Source organism: Pseudoalteromonas sp. OOF1S-7, from assembly GCF_022347765.1.
GTDB lineage: Bacteria > Pseudomonadota > Gammaproteobacteria > Enterobacterales > Alteromonadaceae > Pseudoalteromonas.
Genome location: NZ_JAKRFZ010000001.1, coordinates 550209 through 572713 on the forward strand (window position 1 = coordinate 550209; position 22505 = coordinate 572713).

Consider the following 22505-nt stretch of genomic DNA (forward strand, 5'->3'; position numbering starts at 1 on the left):
GTCAACGCTGTTCCCGTCCAATAACCACAAGGAATACGCGATGAAAACCCCCGTCTTTTGTTCTTTTACCGCCTTCGGCACCAGTCTGCTGATTGCCTGTACCAGTCAACCTTTAGGTGCACAACCTGCGCAAATGATGTTTGACGATTTTAGTTACACCCGCTTCGAGCAGGCACAAAAAAATGGCTGGCAACTGCGTGCCGATGTCGGCCACCCTGGTATAAAAAATGCCACCTGGTGGCATGAAGGAGTGAGCTTTCATATTGACTCACACAATCCGGAAAACCGAGTAATGCGCTTAACTTCAAAAACCGATGGCAGTGCCGAAAATACCCGCCATGTGCAGGTGTGCCATCAACGGAAATATCTCGAAGGGACGTATGCAGCCCGAGTCTATTTTACCGATCAGCCCCAGTACGGACCGGATGGTGACGGTGTGATCCAAACGTTTTATGCGATCAGTCCGCTGGCGGCGCCCATGGATAAAAACTACAGTGAAATGGATTTCGAGTATCTGCCCAATGGAGGTTGGGGTACCGACCGACACGCCTTGTTCGCCACTTCCTGGGAGACCTTTCAGCTCACCCCCTGGACTAAGGTCAATGCCTATGACTATGATATTAATCCGCTAGAAGGCTGGAATACCCTGGTGCTGCAAGTTGGCAACAACACACTGAAATATTACATCAATGGTAAACTATACGCGCAACATGGCAGCGATGTTTATCCGGAAGTCGCGATGTCGATTAACTTTAACCAGTGGTTTGACCCCAATAAAATCGTCAACTCCAGCGAAATGCGACAATACTATCAGGATGTCGACTGGGTCTATTTTGTTAAAGACCACATTGTCGGGGTGAATGAGGTTAATCAGCAAGTTGCACAGTTACGCAAACAAAATGTCAGCCAAAAAGACACCGTCGCCCCCACTCAGTATGAAGACTATTGTAGTCTGTAGCTGAGCTATTAATTGACTGTATAAATAGGCGCACTGGCAAACCAGGCTTCCACACGCTCAATCAGAACAGGATCATCGGCGTCCATGGCCAGCGCTCTGGCACGTGATGCCAACTGGTTTGCCAGCTCAACGTGACGCGACTGACGCAACAAATCAGCCTGAGCCAGCCATATCCAGATTTGATTGGGAATAGCATTGCTCGCGTCAGCCACCTGCTGCGCCTGGGTAAATAGTCGCTCAGCTTCTTGTTGCTCTCCTTGCTCAGTTGCGATCCGAGCCAGCTCGATCAACGCATTCGTCTGGCCATAAATAGCATCAAATCGCTGGTGATAGCTCAGCGCTGAATGTAATAAGCGGGAGGCCTCGCTGTAGCGACCCTGAATACGTTTTATCTTACCCAGCTCTTCAAGTGCGTAGGCAATAAATAAATGATCTGAACTGTCACTGGCCTGATCATGCGCGGTGGCAATATAGGTTTCTGCGTCAGCCAGCTCTTGTTCTCGATTGGCTTGCTGTGGCCAGTTTATGAGTAAATATCCCATCATCAGGTTAGCACGCATACGCTCACGCTGAGTAACAGCACCATCACCAGTCGCCGCAATATTCTGCTGCAACAGAGCCAGTGCCGCCGTAACGTCACCATGGTTTGCCAGGCTTGCTGCAAGGTAACGCCTGACTGTCAAAGGATCGCCAGTATGGCTCAATGCCAGGCGCAGTGCAGCAATCGCATCCTGGTATTCACGTGACAGATATAACTGTACACCCCGGGCAAATGCTTCATTGCTAAAATCCAGGTGACGTTGCACATTCAGCTGCTGTTCATGCCCACCGAATCGGCTAGCCAGTCGCGCAATCAAGGCCTGATAGGCCTGTTCAGGGTCTGGCGCAAAGACGACTCCTTGCTCAGCCCCCCAATTGAAGTTCAGCGTGTATTGCAGTTGCATATCCTGTGGAAAGCCACTTAGGCGGGTTTCTATCAGCAAATCGGCACCAAGTCGTTCCTGCAGCTGTAGCACATCCTGACGCCGGGACAGCCGGATCTGCCCTGTATCATCCGAGTACCAGGGACTGTGGGATAAGGTAGTTAACACATGTTCTGCTGCAACAACGTGCAACTCAGCCTCTGCCCGGGTATGCTTGCTTAAATAGGCAAGCCCATGTAAAGGCACAGCCGTATGCACATCATCCAGTATGGCGTTTTCAACCGGTAAAAATGCCACCGTAGGGTAGTGAGCGGCATGATTCTTTGCGCCCCACTGCCCGCTCAGCATTAACCAGCTAACAGCAAGGATTAGCACAGTAAGCACAACGGCTGAACGCCGGTAATTCGCCACCTTAATACGTTGAATGGGAATGACTTCAGCAACCAGTTGATAACCGGTACGCGGATGGGTTTTGATACTGTCGGCGCCCAGCAGCTCGCGCAATTCACGGATAGACTGCACCAGTACCTGCTCCTGAACAACCACCCCCTGCCAAACCGTATCCAGCAGCTGCGCTTTGGTCACCACCTGATCGGCATGCTGGATCAATATCTGCAACACAGCCAGTGTCTTGGCCCGAATAGCCTTTGTTCCCTGGGCTGTGATAGCGGTGCCTTTGAGCAGATCTATTTCGACTTGGCTGAGCAAATAACGCATCGTTCCATCTCTTGATAAACAATACTGGCACCGATCCAACAGATGCCCCCATCAGGAGTGTGCAATATTTCCTCTGTGAGCTCAAGTCCCCAAATTATAAACCTCTCCTTACTGGAGTGAGACAAACAAGAAATTAAACTGCTTTATATTCAGTGCCATACCCTATTTACTGCTATTTTTTGAACACAATACGCATAAAAATTAACCCTTGTGCTACATTTTATGTGGATTATGTCTTTTTGGTGTCAGTAGTGTAATCAAGCAGATGACATTGTACCCATCTTATGGTTACGACTCTTTCACCTGAAGACAGCGAAAATAAGCCCACACAACTGAACAGAAGTCGTCGTAAAGATTGTTGTCGTCGATTGTGACAAAAATGGTAAATAACGAATTAAGGAACTACTATGACGCACTATTCTTTTGGCAATGAGATCAGCGACAAAAGCCTCCCTAAGCACCTTAAGGTTGCCATTGTCGGGGCAGGTATGGGCGGATTATACAGCGCATGGCGCCTACAGAACGAATCAGGCTGTGATAACCTTGCTATTTTTGAGCGCTCTAACCGTACAGGTGGCCGGCTTGACTCCGATTTAATTCAGTTCAAAAACCAACACAGTGATACACCGCCCACCATTACAGTCAAAGAAGAACAAGGTGGCATGCGATTTTTGTTCGATGGCATGGATGACCTAATGGCGCTATTTCTTAACCTGGACCTGCAAGATCAAATAGTCCCCTTTCCAATGAACAGTGGTGGCGATAACCGGCTGTTTTTTCGTGGTAAAAGCTTTAGCGTCAACACCGCAGCACAAGACAATTATAAGATTTGGTCCGAGCTGTACAACCTGGCGCCTTCTGAACAAGGCGTAAACCCAAAAGACATAGTCAATGTGGTATTCAACCGCATCCTGCAAGCCAACCCCCAATTCAAAGCCCGACCAGAAGTGAGGGGCCCCGAGTTCTGGCAGGCGTTCCGGCTGGAGTGTCAATGGCAGGGTAAGACTCTCAACGAGTGGACATTATGGGATCTGTACACCGCTATGGGATACTCTCAGGAATGTATCAACATGCTGTACCGGGTGCTGGGCTTCAATGGGACCTTTTTATCACAGATGAACGCCGGCGTAGCCTACCAATTACTGGAGGATTTTCCGGCAGGTGTGCAGTTTAAAACCTTCAAAGACGGATTCAGCACACTCCCCAATGCACTCGTTGACAAAATAGGTACCGAACACATTCACCTGCAAACCAGTATTGAAGAAATCTCATATATCGAAGAGAATAAGCATTACGAGTTACACTATCTGCACACCGATGACAGCGGACGCAGCCACAAGGGCAAAGTAACAGCCGAAAAAGTCATCCTCGCTCTGCCTCGCCTGGCACTGGAGAAACTGTTTGTTCGTTCGAATGCATTTAATACCCTGGACAAAGAACGCTCCGAGCACTTATGGAATACCCTGCAATCGACCTCTAATCAGCCACTGCTAAAAATTAATCTCTATTATGACAATGCCTGGTGGGGACGCGGTACCACAGGACGCCCGGCCGTTGAGTTTGGGCCCAACTTTGCTGACTTGCCAACGGGCTCCGTCTACCCGTTTTATGCCGTTAACGAGGAGCTGGTTGCCGCTTTGATGTATCAGGAACGTAAAACTGATCCCTCTGAAAGCACGCAAGCCAAACTAGACCATATCAGCAACGAAAAATACGAACGCCCGGCCGCACTGACTATCTATTGTGACTATCTCAATATTAATTTCTGGAGTGCATTACAAAACATTGGTGAAACCTATCATCATCCACATCAGGACGAGTATGTGACCGATATTCCTGGTGATATCTACCCTGCCTCTACGGCCGTAGTGGAGCAAGCCACACGCTTTTTCAAAGATATTTTCAATACCCACTATGTTCCGGAACCTATTCTGACCAGTGCCCGGATCTGGCAAGGCAGTGTCCATTTTGATGTGCCACCCAGCCAACAGTTTGGATTCGGCGTACACCAGTGGGCAGTCGGTGCAGATGACAAAAAGGTGATGGCCGATCTGACTGAGCCTTTACCCAACCTGTTTACCTGCGGGGAAGCCTTTTCAGACTATCAGGGCTGGGTGGAAGGTGCTCTGCGCTCAACCGATCTGGCGCTCAAACAAGGATTTGGGCTACAGCCATTGAGTGAGGTCTATGAACAGACGACACACATCAGCTCGTCAGAGGCCATTAAAGTGGCGTATGAAGAAAATGCCAGCAAGCTGATCAATCAGTATATTGAGCCTAACTTCTCAGCCGGCAGCGCACCTGTGGAGAAACCTTCTGAGGTTGAGAACGTACTGGGAGTTAACCTCAGTTACTTTGACCTTAAGTGATCCTGCAACGGGCATCCGAAACGGTGCCCTTACCATTGTGCGGCGGACACCCGCGTAGCTTGCTCAGGAGAGAATGAATGACTCACACTACCCCCATTTATACTGTCGCCGACTATTTCAAAGCGCGACTAGAAGAGATAGGCGTCGACCAAATGTTTGGTGTTGCCGGCAACTATACAGCGGCTTTACTCGATACCATACTGGCCGACGCCCACTCGCCAATCAACATTAACGGCAATGCCAATGAAATTTGTGCCGGCTTTGCTGCAGATGCCTATGCCCGCCTGAAAGGCCCGAGCGCCTTGTATGTCACTTACAGTGTGGGCGCATTCAGCCTGCTCAATACCATTGCCGGGTCCTTTGTAGAACAAGTCCCGGTGATCCTGATCAATGGCGCGCCAACCAACAAAGAAGATCAGATTTCAAAAAATGCCGGATTACTCTACTCACACACCACAGGCTATGAATTTGTCGATATTCACATGTTCCGCCCTGTTACCGTTGCAGCAGAGCGGATCGTAAACGCCAACCAGGCACCTTATCAGATCGATTCTGCCCTGGCCGCTTTGCTGACGGAACGTCGCCCGGTCTACTTTGAAGTCAGTGAGGATGTCTGGCGGGCCGAGTGCATTAAACCGGCTCATCCTCTTGCGCTTAACAACCCTGCCAGTGTCACGGTCAGTGAAGCACAGCAGGCCGCCAAAGCCACGGTCGAACTGATGCTCAGTCAGCCAAAGAGCATCTTCTGGGCAGGCGTAGAGCTGCAACGTTTTGGTCTGCAAAACACCTTTTTAGAATTACTTGAAGTGATCAACCGCAACCATACCGTGCCGGAAGGGCATATTCACTTTGTGACCTCTGCGCTGAGCAAGTCGGTCATCGCAGAAACACACCCCTGGTTTGAAGGTTGTGTCACCATGAGCCCCTCAGAAGTCGAGTCCCTGGTTGGAGACGATGGAATACTAGTGGGTGTAGGTGCCTGGACAACCGGCAAAGATACCGGCAACCAGGATATTCGCAGCAGCCGCACAGTGCTTGCAGCACAAGGGGGGGTGTATGTTGGTGCGGCCTATTACGCCTCGGCCACACTGGAGGACTATCTGCAGTGCCTGATCGCCGAATTTACCGCCCTGGCCCGACAACAACCGGCCAGTTTAAAAGGTTTGCGCATGCACAGACCACTGCTGACGAACCACTCGGCGGATGCGCAGCTTGGCTATGACAGTTTTTTTGCTACACTCAGTCAATGGCTTGACGAAGACGATGTGCTGGTGGTGGATGCCGGCTTCCCATTGATTGGCGCACAGAGTGTGAAAATACCTACACAGGATGGTTTTGTTGCTCAGGCAGCCTGGTTGTCTATTGGCTACTCAGTCCCCGCAGGTACAGGCATCAAATGCGCGTTTCCTGATAAACGTGCCGTTGTGGTGGTTGGTGATGGCGCTTTTCACGAGACATGTCAGGCGGTTGCCGATCAACATGCCTATGGTCAGAACACGGTGGTGTTTGTACTGGCAAATGGCATTTACGGGATTGAACAGTACCTCGTCAACCCAAACCCTTTCAGAACACCGCCTGTTGACTATCAGGACAAGCTACTTGATAAAGTGTATAGCTACAACGACCTGCCCAGCTGGAAAATTGCTAATATTACCCAGGCATTTGGTGGTGAAGGGCGTCGGGTAAACAACCTGAGTGAATTAATGGCTGTCATGGAAGAGGTAAGAACCGATCCTTACAACAATTACGTCGTGGAAGTCACCATTCCGAAAGAAGATACGCCACACGCGATTACGCGCGAAGCCAACAGCGCTGTGGGTGAAGATGAAATTGCGAACCCAGACTGGCCACCACGAAATAAATTCTAGTAAATGTAAAAAACCACCCGTAGAGGGTGGTTTTTAAATTCAGACTCAGTATTACATCACGCGTTTTCGCATCCGCAATGCCCCCAGTAATAACAACCCTGCCAACATATACAGCAAAGTGCCACCGGAGCCTTTTTCTTCAGCTTTGACGTCCGCCTTATTGACCACGACAGTCACAACTTGCTCTGTGCTCATTGCGCCATCCGACACACTCAGTTTAAATACCAGCTCAGTGGTATTGTTAACTTTTGGTGCTGTGAAAGACATAGTCGGGCTTTGTGCATTTTCCAGCGTTACTTTTGTACCATTGATCTGTTGCCATTCATAGCTCACTGACGAACCTTCCGGGTCACTTGCGCTGGCTTTTACAGTCACCTTTGATTCAGAGCTGACCGATATACGCTCATTGACTGTCACAGCAGGCGCCTTATTGACATGTTTAAATGTCACTTCAAAACGATGGGTAAAACGCCCGTAACCATCATCAATCACAACATCAATATACCCTTCCACAGAATCTTCAAGTTCAGGGACTGTCAGTGTGGCCACGGCCTCTCCCTGCTCGTACGCAATCTCAATGTCTGGCTCTGAAACAAGCCACTCAAATTTCAGCGCATCACCATCCAGATCACTGGAAGCAGAAGCATCGAGTGTGAAAGACGTCAGTTCTTCCATGGTTTCAGGTACGGTCAACACCAGAGTTGGCTCCCTGTTTGGGTTTTCAGTCGCCAGAACAGACACTGATTCGATGACCCCATTAACGCTGCCGTCCAGATCGAACGGTCCGCCATCAACCAGAGTGTATGCTACACACTGTACACAATTGTCACTGTCTGCTGCTTTGCTCGGGACAGTTTCCCAACCTTGTAATGTCAACTGACGTACTTGAGTGCTTTGCTCAGTTTTAAATGCCTGAGGGTGAGACCAGATCACGGTTGCAGATGACATCCCCTGAGCCAGATATAGCTTAGTATTAAACAGATCACTGTAAGGTTTAAAATGCGGATCGTCAGCATGCACCGTCAGTGACTGAGCGGTCAGGTAACTATCGAGTTCACTGAAAGACAAACTCATGTCAGCTCTTGGCTGGCTTGCCCGTGACTGCGCAATATTTCCTATCGTGATCATCGCCCCCTGAGAGTCAAGCCGCAGCGTTTGTCCTGTGCTTAGGTGAGCCAGGGCAGGTTGGTTGTGGGTATCCAAATAGTCAACAATACCATCGCCATCACTGTCTACCAGCCCTTCTATGGCATCACTCACCCCATCACCGTCGCTGTCGCTCTCTTCGTTGAGTACCTCAGCCACAACCGGATAGGCTTGCTGGTAGTGATATAGTGATTGGTCACTCTTTTTGGTCACAGTCACGTTGAGCTGTAGCAGTTCATTACCACTGAGCGATGGCGCACCAAATACCCATTGAACGGCGTTTTTGTCGGACAACGGCCAGAATCGGCCATGGTGATCTCTCACTGCCACGGTATAGTGCTCGGCACTCATCGGCTCAGCAATGCTAACGTACAGGGCCGGACGGTCTGCCTCAGGCTGAAGTGCAGCAACCGTTTTACCCGCTTGCATAGCAAACAACCTTACCGTCGGCGCACCGGACTCGGTCTGTGCTGCCAGCGTACTCACAACTTCACCATCGAGCCAGGCACCCTCCACTTCTGAAACCTGTAGTTGCGCTCCCGCATCCGCACCTAAACCTTGCAACGACATAACAAAACTGAGGTGTGATTCAGAGCTAAACTCAAACGGTGTGTTATCGACCATACCTGATAGTGTGACCGTCTGCTGTGGTGATTTACCATCAAGTTGCACCAATACTGCAGCATCACCATTTGAATCCTGAGTAAAGCTGGATTGCACTGTCAGGCGGGGTAGTACAGACACCGGAACACTTTGCGTCATACTATTGCCGCTATTATCAGTTGCCACAAACTCAATATCCTGTTGCCCGGTGACAAAGGTATAGCCTTGTGCATATTCAACATCAACTTCACTGACAAGATCCACAAACAACCCGGCATCGGATACCGCTGCTAAGATCCCCGCAGCAGTAGCCGATTTCACTAATAGTTGTTGCTCCTGATAGGCGGGTGCCGTGGTGTCAACCACAGTTACTTGCTGAACTGACTCAGCCACCATGCCCATTGCATCGACAGCACGCCAGGTCACTACATGTTCACCCAGTGGCAAAGGTGCCGAGTCAACCAGATAAACTTCGGGTGCAATTGAACCATTATCTGTAACTGTAATCTCTGCCAGCCCAGCAATATCCGTTAACGTGCCCGTTGCTTCCACAACCGCTGCACCGCTGTGCTCAATCGAAGGCGGGGCAAAGCTCCCTGAGGTCGGGTCAACAGGTGCTGCATCTTCTGCATCTGGGACACCATCGCCGTCGGTATCTCGGGACAAAGGATTAGTGCCCAGTTCTAATTCCTGTAAGTTGGATAACCCATCGCCGTCCTCGTCCCGCAGCGCATCACTTGCATCATTGATATCAAAACCATGATAGGTTTCCCAGGCATCTGTCATGCCATCCTGATCTGAATCAGCATCTCTGTTAGACACCCAAACGAAATTGTCCAGCCACACGGCATCCTGGCCGCTTGAGACCGAGCCATCTTTACGATATCTGAAGGTAATGGTGTGATTGCCAGCATTAACTCGCACCGAATCCGTTTGCCACTGCGACACATCTGAGGCTTCTAGGACCGTTGCGCCATCAATATCAACGGTAAAGCGGTCACAGCAACTTTCAGTATCCATCTTGAGGTCAAAATTCAATACCCCTGGCTCGAACTCGCCGGTGAGCGTAAATGAACTCTCCTGGCTGTCAGCAATGTCGCCCGATTGCAGCGCATATTCACCGTTCGACGCTTCAGTCGTCACGCGCGTCCACGCTATTGCGCTATGTTCCGCATTATTAAACCAGGATGGTAACTCAGCGCCTTCAAAGGAGCTGGTTAACTGCGGATCTTTGCTCTCTGGCACAGACGCCGCATCATTAGGATCTGCGCCGTGTTGCACCTCATCAGCATCCGTGTAACCGTCTCCATCACTGTCGCGGTACCGCTCAAGTGTGTGCATTGGATCCCAGCCAAGCGCCAATTCAGCGCCATCCTGAACACCATCACCGTCTGAGTCCGCATTCCAAGTATCAGTACCGGCATCGAACTCCTCACGGCCCGTCAATCCGTCACCGTCCAGGTCTATGTGCGCATCCGCCACGAAGGGATCGTGTCCATTGCCAGCTTCCCACACATCATATAATCCGTCCTGATCGGTATCTTTAAAGCCCGTGTTTAAGCGAATATTATTAATGAATACAGCGTCCTCGCCCGTGCTGACACTACCATCTTTGTAGTACTCAAAACTAATGGTGTGTTGACCCGACGAAGGCAGCACAAATTCATGCGTCCGCCAGTCTACATCACCCGACTCCCGTAAAATCTGTTGATCGTTGAGATAAACGGTGAAGAAATCAAAGTTAGCTTCCGACGAGACTTTATAATCAAACACCAGGCTGCCCTGGTGCTCTGCACTATCGATCTGGAGTGAAAAGCGCGTCATTTCGCTATTTGTAATATCCGGATTGGTCAGGGTAGTCCGACCTCCGCTCTCTGTCACTATCCACGCTGCTTGCCCATCTGGAAAGCTAATTTCAGGTGGCGTCTGACCGAGCTCCAGCGTCACCAGTGTGACTTCGGTTTCACCACCAGAACTGGCGTCTGTCGGATCTGTCCCCTGCTGGAACTCTGCCAGATTAGGCTGCCCATCACCATCGGCATCGTAAAACGCATCCCGCTTGCTGGTGGGACTAAGCCCATATTGATGCTCCCAAGGATCGGGCATCCCGTCCTCATCGGTATCGGCTGCGAGCGGATTTAATCGTAATTCGAACACTTCTGCATGATCAGACAAGGTATCTTCGTCCGTATCAATGAGGTCAGGTCGGGTCAGAAACTTGTATTCCTGCAAATTACTTAGCCCGTCACCATCCAGGTCGGCCACGCTATCTTCACGATCGTCCGGGTTGAGGCCAAAAGCCCGCTCCCAGTTGTCGTCCATGCCATCCTTATCGGTATCAACAAAGATGAGATTGTCGCAGCTCAGTCCGACTTGAGAAAACGCTTCCATTACCTGAGGTGCTGGATAGTTAAGTTCAATGGCGGCATTGATCACACCACAGGCACCATCGAGAAAATCGCTGGAGTTAACCCAGTAATGCTGGTTTGCATGCACCATTACGGAAAACGCCTGTCTTACATCCCACCCTTCACTGGTTGCAAGCAGGAAAAATGCCCGGTTGAAGACACCACTGCTGTAGTGCACATCCATCCAGGTCGTGAAATCATCCGCATGATCGATAGAACGTCCGTCTCGTGAAGGTGTTTCGAAGTACCTGAGTGCTGTTGTTTGTTTGGTGACATCGGCACCAACCAGCCAGTCATTCGTCCCGCGCAAGAAGTATTCCGCTGCTTCACCGGCAATGTCGGAAAAAGCCTCATTAATCCCCCCTGATTGACCCTCGTAAATCAGCGCTGAGTTTTGCTCGGTAAAGCCGTGGCTCACCTCATGGGAAACAATATCCAGTGACACTAACGGATGAAACTTGTCAACACCATCCCCAAAGGTCATGGCAGATCCGTTCCAGGTCGCATTGTCTCCGACAAATTCCGCATGAACACGCATCAATAGTTTGAATGTCAGCGGGGGCATATCGAACCACTGTTCATACATGTCGAATACGGCGGTACCGAACGCGTGTGCATCATTCAGAGGCGAGTAAGCTCCATTCACCTCTTTATGGGTATTACGACTGCACGCAAAAGAGAAAGCGGTTTCTGGCTCGTAACCTGATTCCAGTGATACCGTTTTGACTTTCTCATTTTCCAGATAACAGGTATCACCCGACTGAGTTACATCCAAGGCCGGATAATCTACGCCATACTCGTATTGGCCGATTTTAACATTACCACCTGGCCCGGATGCGGCTGCATGTTTAATGTTATCCCACTGTTTTACCAGCTGATAGTCAGACTCTCTGACCAGAGCAACAGGCATAGCATGCGCATGAGGCTCTGTCGACAGTGAAATCAAGCGCACATAAAATGCCTGGCCATTATGGATATACACATAACGCGTGTTTTCCTGTACCACATATTCATTGTCTGCAAGCTTGCGGGCTTGCAGTAACAACTTAGCAGCCTGAGCAACATCAAATTGCGCATTCTCACTCGCATTGAGTTGCTTGTGGTCTAAGTCACGGGCAAAAAAACCGCTTGCATGTCGATATTGTGGGCGGTAGCTAAGTTGCTGGCCCCATATAGGAACATCCCCAAAGTACTGCTGATAACGCTTTGATTTATCGTTACTTGCGTTTCGTTGATGTGAAGGGGAAAGCGGTGCAAAATGCAGAGCATCACGAGAGCGAATGCCCCTGTTTTGCTCTAGCGACTTTAGCACCACATCCTGGTTGTGTTGTGTTGCACGCAACGACGTTGCTGCAATCGTCTGCATACTTAGGCATCCTCCTAAGCACACCAAGCTGTATAACCTACTCAGTTTCATCCAAACTTCCTAACAAAAAGAACTCTGTGAGGTGTTAGCGCTTCAATGTGCTAACTCCCGATTAAATTGCGCGCATTCTAACAAAATCAATAGAATTGGCCTAGTTAACTTACCCCGGAATGTTCCTAAAAAAATTCCGCATTTAGTACGGAAGCATTCTATACAATTATCTGAGTGGATTTCTCCCCAAGCGTCGCAATTTGAACAATAATTAAGCTAGGCACAGTCAGGCAGGGAATAGAAATGGATATCCATAGTTTGGATCTCGCACTACTCAGTGTTAATCATCAGTGGCAGATACTGGATTTCAATCAGGCTGCCGCTACACTGTTAGACCTGGCCCATGAGCAGGGTCCACCTCATTGTTTATTTGACCTGTGTCAGATAGCCGATCCCGGTGACAAAGACAGTCTATTTTTAAGTCAGGCACCAGGTAGCAGCGCTCTGGTGCACTTACCTTCTGGTGCACGACTCAACATCATTGTCAGTAACCAACTGACAGCTCATACCAGCCTGATACTTAATTCAATTAGTCATCACCCACTGCCGCACCTCGGTGAACTGGCTGAGCTGGCATTACAATGCGGTGATATTGGGGTTTGGCAGGTTGATACTACCTTCGAGAACCCCTACTTTTCTCATACTTTTTGCGCGTTACTGCACTGTCAGCCATTAACCAGCTGGCAGGATTTCACTGCTCTGATCTATGAAGATGACCGTCCTCTGGCACTGAGCTTTATTGAAGAGCATATTCAGTCAAACGTCCGGCTAAAGTTTGAGTTTCGGGTGCTCATTGACGCTGTACCTCACTGGTTTGAATTCAGTGGTGATCAACGTCGCAGCAGTGGAACTCACCTAAACCTGTTTGGCACCCTGCGTGAATGCACTCAGGAAAAACAGATGCTTATCCATCTTAACAACGCCCATGAAAGCCGCCGTATTGCCCTTGAGGCCGGTAAAGTAGGCACCTGGTGTGTCAGCAGGCAAAATGCTCAATGGTACTGGGACTGGGACCCGCAAACCAGCGCCATCTTCGACCTGGCGGCACAGGATACCGGAAGCTATGAAAAGTGGCTTGAGCGTATTCATCCCGAAGATCGGGCCCGGATCTCAAACGGGCTCAAAGAAGCCCTTGAAAGCGGGGAAGATTTTGAACATGTATTTCGTGCCGTTCTACCCAATAACAATGAGTTACATATATTTGCCAAAGGTGTCGTGGCTCAGGACGGCTATGGCAACAATTATCGCCTTGATGGCGTCTGTGTCGATCAATCCGAGGTTTACCGTGCCAACATGGAGCTATCCAAACTCAATGCTGAGCTGGAAACCCGCGTTAAGGCGCGCACCTCAGATCTCAAATGTGCTGTCACTAAAGCTGAACGTGCCAGCCGGGCAAAGTCTGACTTTCTGGCGATGATCAGCCATGAGCTGAGAACCCCGATGAATGCCATCATCGGCTCGCTGGAGTTACTTTCTCTGCAAAAACATGATCCAGAAGAAATGGAGCTGCTCGAAACAGCTTCTGTTTCAGCTAAAAATCTGGTTGACATACTGAATGACATTTTAGATATCAATAAGATTGAAGCGGGCAAACTGGAGCTGGAGTTCAGAGAGTTCGATATTTCTAAAACACTACATAACGTGCTGCTAACCTTTGCCTCTAACGCGGAACAGCGCCGTGTCAGCCTCAAAGTCATTGAGTCTCAACAGCTCCCGACTATGCTCTATAGCGACGAAAACCGTATCCGTCAGGTGTTATTTAATTTGCTCAGCAATGCCATCAAGTTCAGCGGCCCGCCAGCCAAAGTCAGTGGCAATGTCATCATTGAAGTCGACTGGCAAGTGCAAAGCCACAGTCAGGGAGAACTCAGTATTTTAGTGAAAGATAATGGCATCGGTATCGACGAAAAAACTCAGAAAAAACTCTTTCATCCTTTTACCCAGGCCGATAAGTCAACCACCCGAGTCTATGGCGGAACCGGCCTGGGTCTGGCCATTTCAAGGAAAATAATCGATCTGATGGGGGGTCGTATAGGTCTGAAGAGCAAGCTGGAGCGCGGCAGTATCTTCAGAGTCTGCATTCCAATACACAGGTTCTCACATCACTGTACTACAACCTTATTTAAACACATTTATGTCACACCGGTTCAGCATCAAATAGCTGAATCATACCCCCTATCGGTTCTGAGCAGCCTGACCGATCAGCTTCACCAGGTCGCGCTGGATAAGCTTACCTCTCCTATCCAGGCCAACACTTTACTCTGCTGCTTGGTTCAGTCAGAGCAAGATCTGGCCCAGTTGAGCAAATACCAGGATATATTAAAAGAGCATAGGGTGCTGATCTGTCACCAGACGATGTATACCGAGCAACTCAGGCAATTGCTGCCAGATGCAGCACCAGTCAATGTCGACTTAGCAACGCGCTATGGCATCACCCGCCAGGTGATGCATTTACTGACACATACAGCAGCCCAGGCTGTGTCGACAGTCTCCTCTGCCGAACCTATCAGTAAGATCTCCTCTGTTGCAGCTCCCTCAGCGACTACGCCGGATCTCCGCCCTGGCATTTTACTGGTTGAAGATAATACCTTTAATCAAAACCTGATGGTCAAGCAGCTGGCAAAACTTGGCTATACCTGTACGCTTGCAGAAAATGGCGAGCAGGGCTTTGAAAGCTGGCGTAAAGAAGAGTACAAATTGATCCTGACCGATTGCCATATGCCTGTGGTGGATGGCTATGAAATGGCGAAGCGCATCCGCCAAACCGAAAAGCAGTTGGCGCTCAAGGCTATCCCGATTGTCGCTGTAACGGGCGCAGCAGTAAAAAATGAGTTGGAAAACTGTCACCTGTACGGCATAAATGATTGCATTGGCAAGCCGGTCCAGCTAGAACGTTTCAAATCCGTGATAGAGAAATGGTATGGAAAGTAATAACACACAATTGGCCAGGCTGAATCAGCAAACCTTGATTGACCTGATAGGGGAAGACCTGCCAACCATAGCACGCTTTCAGCGCGATTTTGTTACCCAGGCAGAGTCCAGTTGTAAGCTGTTTTTAAGTGCCTATAGCAGTGCAGCTTACCCTGAACTCAAAGAGCACGCTCACTTTCTTAAAACATCCGCCCGTGCCATTGGCGCAGAGCGTTGCAGCGAATATCTGGCTCAACTCGAAGAAGCGGCTTTATCGGCAGACCGGTCACACTGCCGAGCATTGCTTATCAACATAGCCCAGGAAGTAAAAGCCCTTAACACACTTATTAATCACACCGGATAACACAGCACAAAGCCAGCCATGACAGCGACGTCTTCAGGCCGATCTTTGCTTAAACGCATTCTGTGCCTAACAACTTATTAACCGCATCCAAAATACTGCGCTTTGTCGATGGCTTCACGATATAGCCGCCAAGACCCAGCGAGGCCCATTTTCGGATCAAGTCTTTATTGCGATTACTGGTCAGCGCCACGATGGGAATACCGCGACAATGCTCGATGGCACGGACATTTTTCGTGGTATTGTAGCCATCCAGACCAGGCATAAACAAGTCCATAAAGATCATGTCATAGCGATGCTTTTTTAGCTCTTTTATCGCTGCCAGACCATTTTCCATTCCATCAACCGAAAAGCCCTGCTCACGTAATATTCCTGAGATCATCTCACGATAAATTTCGTTGTCTTCGACTATCATGATCCGCTTGTCCCTCGGGATCGCCGGTTCAGCCACTTGCATGTCATCGAAGGCATGCGCGGCTTCCTCATCCTGGTCGTGATCAAGGTGCGCATCATGGTTGGGCGGTACCTGAGAGGTACTTTCACGCTCAAGCTCTGTCGTGTGTTCCTGCTCTGCATGCTCTAAAGCTTCTTTATGGACACTGCCGCTGTCTAGCACAGACGAAAACAGTGTGGCTTGTGAGCTGCTGAACATATCAACCAACTCATTGAGAGTAAAATGACTGTCATTAAGCTGTTGCGTGATCTGCTGAATGTCTTTGACCAACTGCTGTTGCAACATGTCCAGCAAAGGCAGTACATGCTTTTCTTTTAGCTGCTGTAACATTTGCGCTTTTACTTCATCTTCCTCCTGCGCTTCATTCAAAGATTCTCTTACCTGCGCAAAGGACTGCTCGGTATTAACCCGGTAGCTGGCCGCCTGATCAATCAATTGTTTCAGGCCGCTATCGATACGGCCAAAATGTTCTTCTTTCAATTCTGTGATCTGTTGGGTGTCTTCTGCCTGCTGCAAGATATTGTGTAAGATCATTCGTAAACGGTAGTTTTCATACATCGGCTTGAAAACAAAGTAGTCATTAAAAATGCCTTTGATACAGCAACGAAAGGCGACCCCTGACTCTTTGTTTTCGCACAACAAGATGCTTTTGTGCGGATAACCTAGCACCTCCCGACGTGCCAAAGCGCTATAGGCTTCAATGCTTGCTTTCACATGCAACATGGCAAAAATCAGCACAGGCGGTTTGCCCTCCCGGATGACTTTATGCACCTCTCGTGTGCCCTCCAGCGTTCTGAATGCGGTGACCTGAGAGCTGATAACCTTACACACCCCCACCATTTCGTGGGCATCATCACAGATCATTATTACCTTTGGATGCCGCTCTCCGTAATCCACTTCACCTTTATGCATACCTGTCTCCTGAGCCCCGGTGATCATCAATTCATCGACTGCACTCTAAGGATAGCTCAAGCGTGGATTTTTGTACCAGCCCCCCACCAGATTCACATCCGTGCTAACCGTTCGCTCAACTTCGCGCAGGTGGTGGCATAATGGCTTCGTCGCTGTACACCAGTTTCTTATTCATTTCACGACGCAGCAGCAGAAAGCTGATCGCAGCCTGACAATACACAGTAGCAACAGAAAACACCCAGATCTGCTCGATCTCAAAATCCGGCTGTCCCGCTAACCAGACAACCGGGACAGCAAACAATATAAAACGACTGGCTGTACTATACAGTGCAGGCCAGGTATTACCCAACGCCTGAAACATACCCGACGCCGCAAAGGTATAACCAGCCGGGACAAAGTTCAGACTGACATACCCCAAAAACGTCGCAGCGACCAATATCACCTGGGGCTCGTCACTGAACGGAACAAAAAACCAGCTGGCGTTGACCAAACATACAAGCGTCAACATAGCCATCAACACAAAAGTGAGCACGTTGGTGTAGCGATAGGTCTGCTGCACCCGGTCATATTTACCCGCGGCATAATTCTGAGCCGCTATCGCGGGGGCCGCAAATGCGACTGCCATGACAGGTAAAAAGAGCACTTGCATGATCCTGACACCCAGCCCAAACCCCGCCTGAGCGCTTGCACTAAACTGACTCAGTGCCCAGTAAATCACAGACATGTACATAAAGGTGAGTAGAAACTCCCCGCCTGAAGGAAGCCCCAGATTAATCACCTGTAGCATACGTTTTCGGTCGGGTATGAGCCCCAGACGCGGCATAGTCAGATAATCCACTTTGCGCATGAAGTACCAAAGCGTCATCACCATGGCACAGAGCGCAGACAAAGAACTGGCGAGCCCGGCACCGGTGACGCCCAGCGCGTTGCCCGTCCCCCACCCGGAGATCAACACAGGTGATAGTACAATATTCACAATAATTGCCAGCATCGAAATCAACATGACAGGCTTAACGACGCCAGTGCCGCGCAGCGCAGCTGCCATCACAGTGAGTCCAAACTGCAATAGCAGGGCTGGTAAAAACCAGTAAAAATAGTCAATTGCTTCCTGTCGAGTCGCTGCATCAGGTGTCATAAATTCAAAGAAAATATGGCAGAATGCATAACCGAGCACAGCAAACACCACCGAGCACCCTCCCGCAATCAGCATACTCTGATGGAATAACGCATTGGCTTCGGCTTGATCTTTTCTGCCAACCGCATGCGCAACCAAAGTACCACAGCCGATATTAAGCACCTGTGTCAGCGCCATAATAAAAAAGAACACACTGCCCGCACTGCTTACCCCTGCCAGCGCCGATGCACCGAGAGCACCAACAAAGTACAGATCGACCAGAAAATATAAGGTCTGGATGAACATGCCAACCGCCATCGGAACGGCCATTGCAATAAGGTGAGTCACGATTTTTCCCTGAGTCAGGTCCTTCATTCACATCATTCCTGAATAATTATGATTATTTAATTGAATCATTGTACCGCTTATTTTTAACGCATGATCGACTATTTTGCTCAACGTCAGCAGAGAAAACAGTGTAATCCCCACCATTTTCACCGTCCTATCTATACAGACGATGCGTATATGGCATACTGGTTACTCTGTTGATATAGGTAACATCTATGGCAAACCACAATAGCAAAGCACACGCATCTGCGGATACCTCAGCGGCGGTGACTAGCATAATCCAGGCAATACACAGCCACGATCTGGCACGCATTAAACGCTGCTATGGACAGGCAGCCAGTGCAGAGCAAACGGCACAACTCAGGCACTGCTTTGAAGCCGCAGGTAACCATGCTGCAAATTACGAACATTACCAGAATATCGTAGCGCATTGCGTCAGTCAGCATGGCTTGCCGGCAGGGGTGGTTGCCGGGATCAATACCACAGAGCGATTAGATTTTTTTATGCCGGCATTGCAGGCCGCTAACGCCTTTGATACAACCAATCACCAGGGTAACACTTTTTTGCATTGCCTGTTTGTTAACCCAGCCAACCTTTTGCCCCCTTTTAACTACGTCCGTTCACTGCTATTGTTTGAACGCAATGAGTCCCTGGCCAAGGCCTTAGTGGTCCGTAATCATCAGGGGTTGAATGCGCTGGAAACCTATTTGAGCTTTAATCCGCATAACAGCGAGTTGCCCCGGCATGAGCTGGCAGCCTGGCTGGCATTGTGTGAAGCACAGCGCAAACTCAGTGGTGTAAACAGTGATAACCTGAGTAAGGTACTGGCTCACCTGGAAGATATCTCTGCGCAAGCACACCGTCTGACACTCGTTGCCAGTTATTATCAGACACCGCTCAGTTCACTATCACAGATGAATTAGCGTTTAAAGGCGTATGTAGCCAGAGCGCTCTTTCATTGTGCCGATAGGTTATGACAGTTCCGCCACTGGACTTGTCCCGCAGACACGCATACTCAACAGCCTCAAATGCGGAACGCCCAAAGTCCATGGCGGCAATTGCCCAGTTAGCGCCACTGCCGATGGCCCAGTTTAGCGACATGGGTTCCAAAAAGCGGCGACCATGGCGGACTTCACCAAAAAACACAGCCCCATCATCAGCTACAAAAAAGAAAGTACACGCGATTTTATCAAACTGATTGTCATGCCAATGCGTAACCAGATGTTCAATTTCAGCACAGTTTCCTGAAGCAAACACATAGCCATCTTCCACACGTTGGCACTTACGTGTTGCCCAAGACACAATAGTCTGACTGGTGGAAGTCAGGCTGTCCGTACAAATGGTTTTCGAGTCATGATGATAGGCTATGGTTGTCAAAAGTGCTCCTTAGTGATGATCACTGCAATTCAAAATAACCCAAACCTATTGGTCATACCGGTCCATTTTGACCTGATATTCACAATAAACTGCAGAACATACGGTTTGAACATCAATATAAGGAGTAAAAAATTAATACAAAGTTAACAACCCTGTCAACTGTTCACCACGCAGTGATTCAGCACAGTCCCGGAGCTAAGGACATGCGCGGTGCGGTGTCCAGATCCAACAGGTATCACCGACAAACAGAACGTGCGCTTGCTCAGCCTCCACCCTACCGGGCAAGAAGCAGTGCAAATATGCTTTAAGCCATCAGCGCGACAACAGCAACACCAATGATCAACGCAGCCAGCGGCGCCAGCCACTTCCATGGCAGGCCCTGAGTTTCTTCTGGAACCTGTTCAGAACCTGCAGCCACAGGTGCTGATGCAGGCAAAGGGTTCGGTTCGCTGGCCTCAGGTTGTGTCACCACAGGCTCAGAAGGCTGCACAGGCAACTGCCACTGATAACCCTTCTTAGAGAACGTTTTAATTGCGTCGTCGCCAAACAGGGCTCGCAAGTGACCAATATTCTGAAACACCACTTGTTCAGTCACGGTTCTGCCCGGCCAGACATGCTCCAGGATTTCAGCCTTACTGTAAATCTTTTGTGGATCTGTCAAAAACAACCCTAACAACATAGCTGGCTTTTCTTTAATGCCTATTTTTCGGCCTTGTTTTGATAACGCCAAATTTTGGCAGTCAAACTCAAAATCTTGAAATGTTAACTTCATCGTCCTTCAGCTTTATAATTATAATATTCGTCACATTACAGGGAGTACGAGACCGAACGGTCAACAACATGTCCCTCTTGTTAATGCAACAAGCTTAACATGTTCCCAACCTCGGATCAGTACTCCAATGTAACGATTTATAACAATCGCCTTCTAAGCTTACTGGTAATGCTTGCCCAGCCATCTTCGCCAAACTGAAATACGGCCAGGCTCACCATAATCACGGCAGCACCAACCAGCAAGGTCAGTGTGATCTGCTCATTGTTAAACCAGGCGCCCAGTAGCATCGCAAACCCAGGAGTGATCAGGGTTGTCAGTGCAACCGTGCTGGCTTTAAGTTTTTGCAGCACATGAAAATAGGCGACAAACCCTACTAAAGAACCAAAAACACTCAGGTATATCGTGGCCAGAACAGAACGCATCTGCCAGTGCTCTGTGTTCAGCTGACCATCGCTGAACCACCATACCAAACCAAACATAGGCGTCACCAACAACAAAGCTCCAAAGGTCGATGCGAGGGGGTGGATCGCTACTTGCACACGTTTGATCATCACTCCACTGAGACTAAAGCAACTTACTGCTCCCAGTACATATAACAACCCCTGCGGCGCCAGTGCCAGCTCATTAAGTTGTGACGTACAAACCAGATACAGACCGGCCATAGACAAAGCGAGCCCCAGCCATTTGATCAGGCTAAAGCTGACCTCATGCAACAGACGCTGTGCAAGTAAGCCCGACAACACAGGCGCCAAACCAAATATCAAAGAAATTACACCGGAAGGCACCGTTTGTGCCGCCAGATAACTGAGCAGCATCCCCCCGAAAATCCCCAGACTGGAATAGCCATATAAAGTCCATGCTGCACGGGAAGTAGGAACCCGATAACGACCAACCAGTATGATGGCAAAGCACAGCACCAGCGCAATCGCCATGCGTAAAAAAACACTCAAGGTCGGTGACATGCCCGTACTGCTGATCACAATCCCCAACGGGGTCGTTGACCAGATGATGATAACCATAATGTAAGATGCCTGAACTGGCATAATGAACTCCCCGAATCGGGGCAGTAAACGAGGCTGGAAATACACAATGATGACTAACCGCCGATACTGCCGCGGTTAGTAATTGACACCTACAAACCGCACACAACACGCCATACCGAATTGCTCAGCCAGGTATTAAGCGATGTGTTTACAGTCGTTAGAGTCATGAATATATTTCTTCTTTTAAATGAACATCCTTTTTATCATGTCAGGCTACAAAGTCAATAACGTCACCTAAAAAGTTGACACCAGTCAAACGTTCTGCAAATCAGGCTTACAAAAAGCCATCTGCCAGCGTCGGGGTAAGCCTAATCCCCTCCTGAGCAAGTTTCAATTACCTCCCCTCTAAAACCCCAGACAGAAAACAAACCATTGCTTAGTTCAAAATTATAAGATAAAACAAACAGACACGAAAAAAGAAAACCAGCTCAATAAGGAAAATAAAATGAAGCTCATCAAAAAACAAATCAAAATGTTGTCTAAAGATACCACTCGTTTACCGGTACTGATGACCGCCAATGTAGCAGGCGGCAGACGCACCCGAGGCAAAGAAATCGGCAATTCTGAAGAAAGTATTTGCACAGCCATCGCCGCCGCGGGCGCAATCAAGAACTCTGCTGAGAGTATTTGTACGGCCTGAGCCTCCAAAGCCTGGTATAGATACAAATACTGACTCTCAGTCAGTAATCAAGCCGACGCAAAGGTCGGCTTTTTTGTGTTCAATACACAGAAATTTGTCTGATCCCGGCGCTTTGTCCTGTCTTTTTTTCTTAGCTTCCCTACAATACCCGCCACTAAGGAGACA

General features: G+C 49.2%; 14 protein-coding genes. 7 read left to right on the top strand and 7 right to left on the bottom strand.

The annotated features are described in order from the left end of the window. The first annotated feature begins 40 nt into the window (after nucleotides 1-40). Nucleotides 41-958 (top strand): glycoside hydrolase family 16 protein, encoded by a 918-nt coding sequence (locus tag MHN33_RS02475; protein ID WP_239394483.1) that lies wholly within the window; start codon nucleotides 41-43, stop codon nucleotides 956-958. A gap of 8 nt (nucleotides 959-966) precedes the next feature. Here MHN33_RS02475 and MHN33_RS02480 read toward each other — a convergent pair whose 3' ends face one another. Beyond that, on the bottom strand, nucleotides 967-2598 hold the full coding sequence (locus tag MHN33_RS02480; RefSeq protein ID WP_239394489.1) for a winged helix-turn-helix domain-containing protein: 1632 nt from the start codon (nucleotides 2596-2598) through the stop codon (nucleotides 967-969). A 407-nt stretch (nucleotides 2599-3005) separates the two neighbouring features. Between MHN33_RS02480 and MHN33_RS02485 the strand changes: the two genes are divergently transcribed. Together MHN33_RS02485 and MHN33_RS02490 are read left to right on the top strand one after the other, a co-directional pair. Continuing rightward, entirely contained in the window at nucleotides 3006-4967 is a 1962-nt protein-coding gene (locus MHN33_RS02485; RefSeq protein WP_239394494.1) for an FAD-dependent L-amino acid oxidase, read from the top strand. A 77-nt stretch (nucleotides 4968-5044) separates the two neighbouring features. Further along, nucleotides 5045-6835, top strand: a complete 1791-nt coding sequence (locus MHN33_RS02490) for a thiamine pyrophosphate-binding protein (RefSeq protein WP_239394504.1) — start codon at nucleotides 5045-5047, stop codon at nucleotides 6833-6835. A gap of 51 nt (nucleotides 6836-6886) precedes the next feature. Here MHN33_RS02490 and MHN33_RS02495 read toward each other — a convergent pair whose 3' ends face one another. Next, a complete protein-coding gene (locus MHN33_RS02495) occupies nucleotides 6887-12358 on the bottom strand; it encodes a M4 family metallopeptidase (RefSeq protein WP_239394514.1) in 5472 nt (1823 codons plus the stop codon). Nucleotides 12359-12652: 294 nt separating this feature from the next. Between MHN33_RS02495 and MHN33_RS02500 the strand changes: the two genes are divergently transcribed. Further along, nucleotides 12653-15340 carry a PAS domain-containing hybrid sensor histidine kinase/response regulator gene (locus MHN33_RS02500; protein WP_239394525.1) on the top strand — a complete coding sequence of 896 codons (2688 nt, stop codon included), beginning with the start codon at nucleotides 12653-12655 and terminating at the stop codon, nucleotides 15338-15340. Then, a complete protein-coding gene (locus tag MHN33_RS02505) occupies nucleotides 15330-15683 on the top strand; it encodes an Hpt domain-containing protein (RefSeq protein ID WP_239394527.1) in 354 nt (117 codons plus the stop codon). Before MHN33_RS02500 ends, MHN33_RS02505 begins: the two co-directional genes overlap by 11 nt. A 49-nt stretch (nucleotides 15684-15732) precedes the next feature. Here MHN33_RS02505 and MHN33_RS02510 read toward each other — a convergent pair whose 3' ends face one another. Beyond that, nucleotides 15733-17046 (bottom strand): response regulator, encoded by a 1314-nt coding sequence (locus MHN33_RS02510; protein WP_239394529.1) that lies wholly within the window; start codon nucleotides 17044-17046, stop codon nucleotides 15733-15735. A gap of 115 nt (nucleotides 17047-17161) precedes the next feature. Then, complete coding sequence (locus MHN33_RS02515) at nucleotides 17162-18535, bottom strand: MATE family efflux transporter (protein ID WP_239394539.1); 1374 nt, start codon at nucleotides 18533-18535, stop codon at nucleotides 17162-17164. Between the two features lie 188 nt (nucleotides 18536-18723). On the opposite strand from MHN33_RS02515, the gene MHN33_RS02520 reads away from it, so the two are divergent. After that, nucleotides 18724-19431, top strand: a complete 708-nt coding sequence (locus MHN33_RS02520) for a hypothetical protein (RefSeq protein WP_239394541.1) — start codon at nucleotides 18724-18726, stop codon at nucleotides 19429-19431. Here MHN33_RS02520 and MHN33_RS02525 read toward each other — a convergent pair. The 3 genes from MHN33_RS02525 to MHN33_RS02535 form a co-directional block, all read right to left on the bottom strand. Further along, nucleotides 19406-19885, bottom strand: coding sequence for a proteasome subunit alpha (locus MHN33_RS02525; RefSeq protein ID WP_239394543.1), 480 nt, complete (start codon nucleotides 19883-19885; stop codon nucleotides 19406-19408). The genes MHN33_RS02520 and MHN33_RS02525 overlap by 26 nt on opposite strands. Nucleotides 19886-20189: 304 nt before the next feature. Further along, on the bottom strand, nucleotides 20190-20657 hold the full coding sequence (locus MHN33_RS02530) for a winged helix-turn-helix domain-containing protein (protein ID WP_239394553.1): 468 nt from the start codon (nucleotides 20655-20657) through the stop codon (nucleotides 20190-20192). A 137-nt stretch (nucleotides 20658-20794) separates the two neighbouring features. Next, nucleotides 20795-21700 carry a DMT family transporter gene (locus tag MHN33_RS02535; protein WP_239394555.1) on the bottom strand — a complete coding sequence of 302 codons (906 nt, stop codon included), beginning with the start codon at nucleotides 21698-21700 and terminating at the stop codon, nucleotides 20795-20797. A gap of 445 nt (nucleotides 21701-22145) precedes the next feature. Between MHN33_RS02535 and MHN33_RS02540 the strand changes: the two genes are divergently transcribed. After that, on the top strand, nucleotides 22146-22340 hold the full coding sequence (locus MHN33_RS02540; RefSeq protein WP_239394556.1) for a hypothetical protein: 195 nt from the start codon (nucleotides 22146-22148) through the stop codon (nucleotides 22338-22340). Nucleotides 22341-22505: the final 165 nt, after the last annotated feature.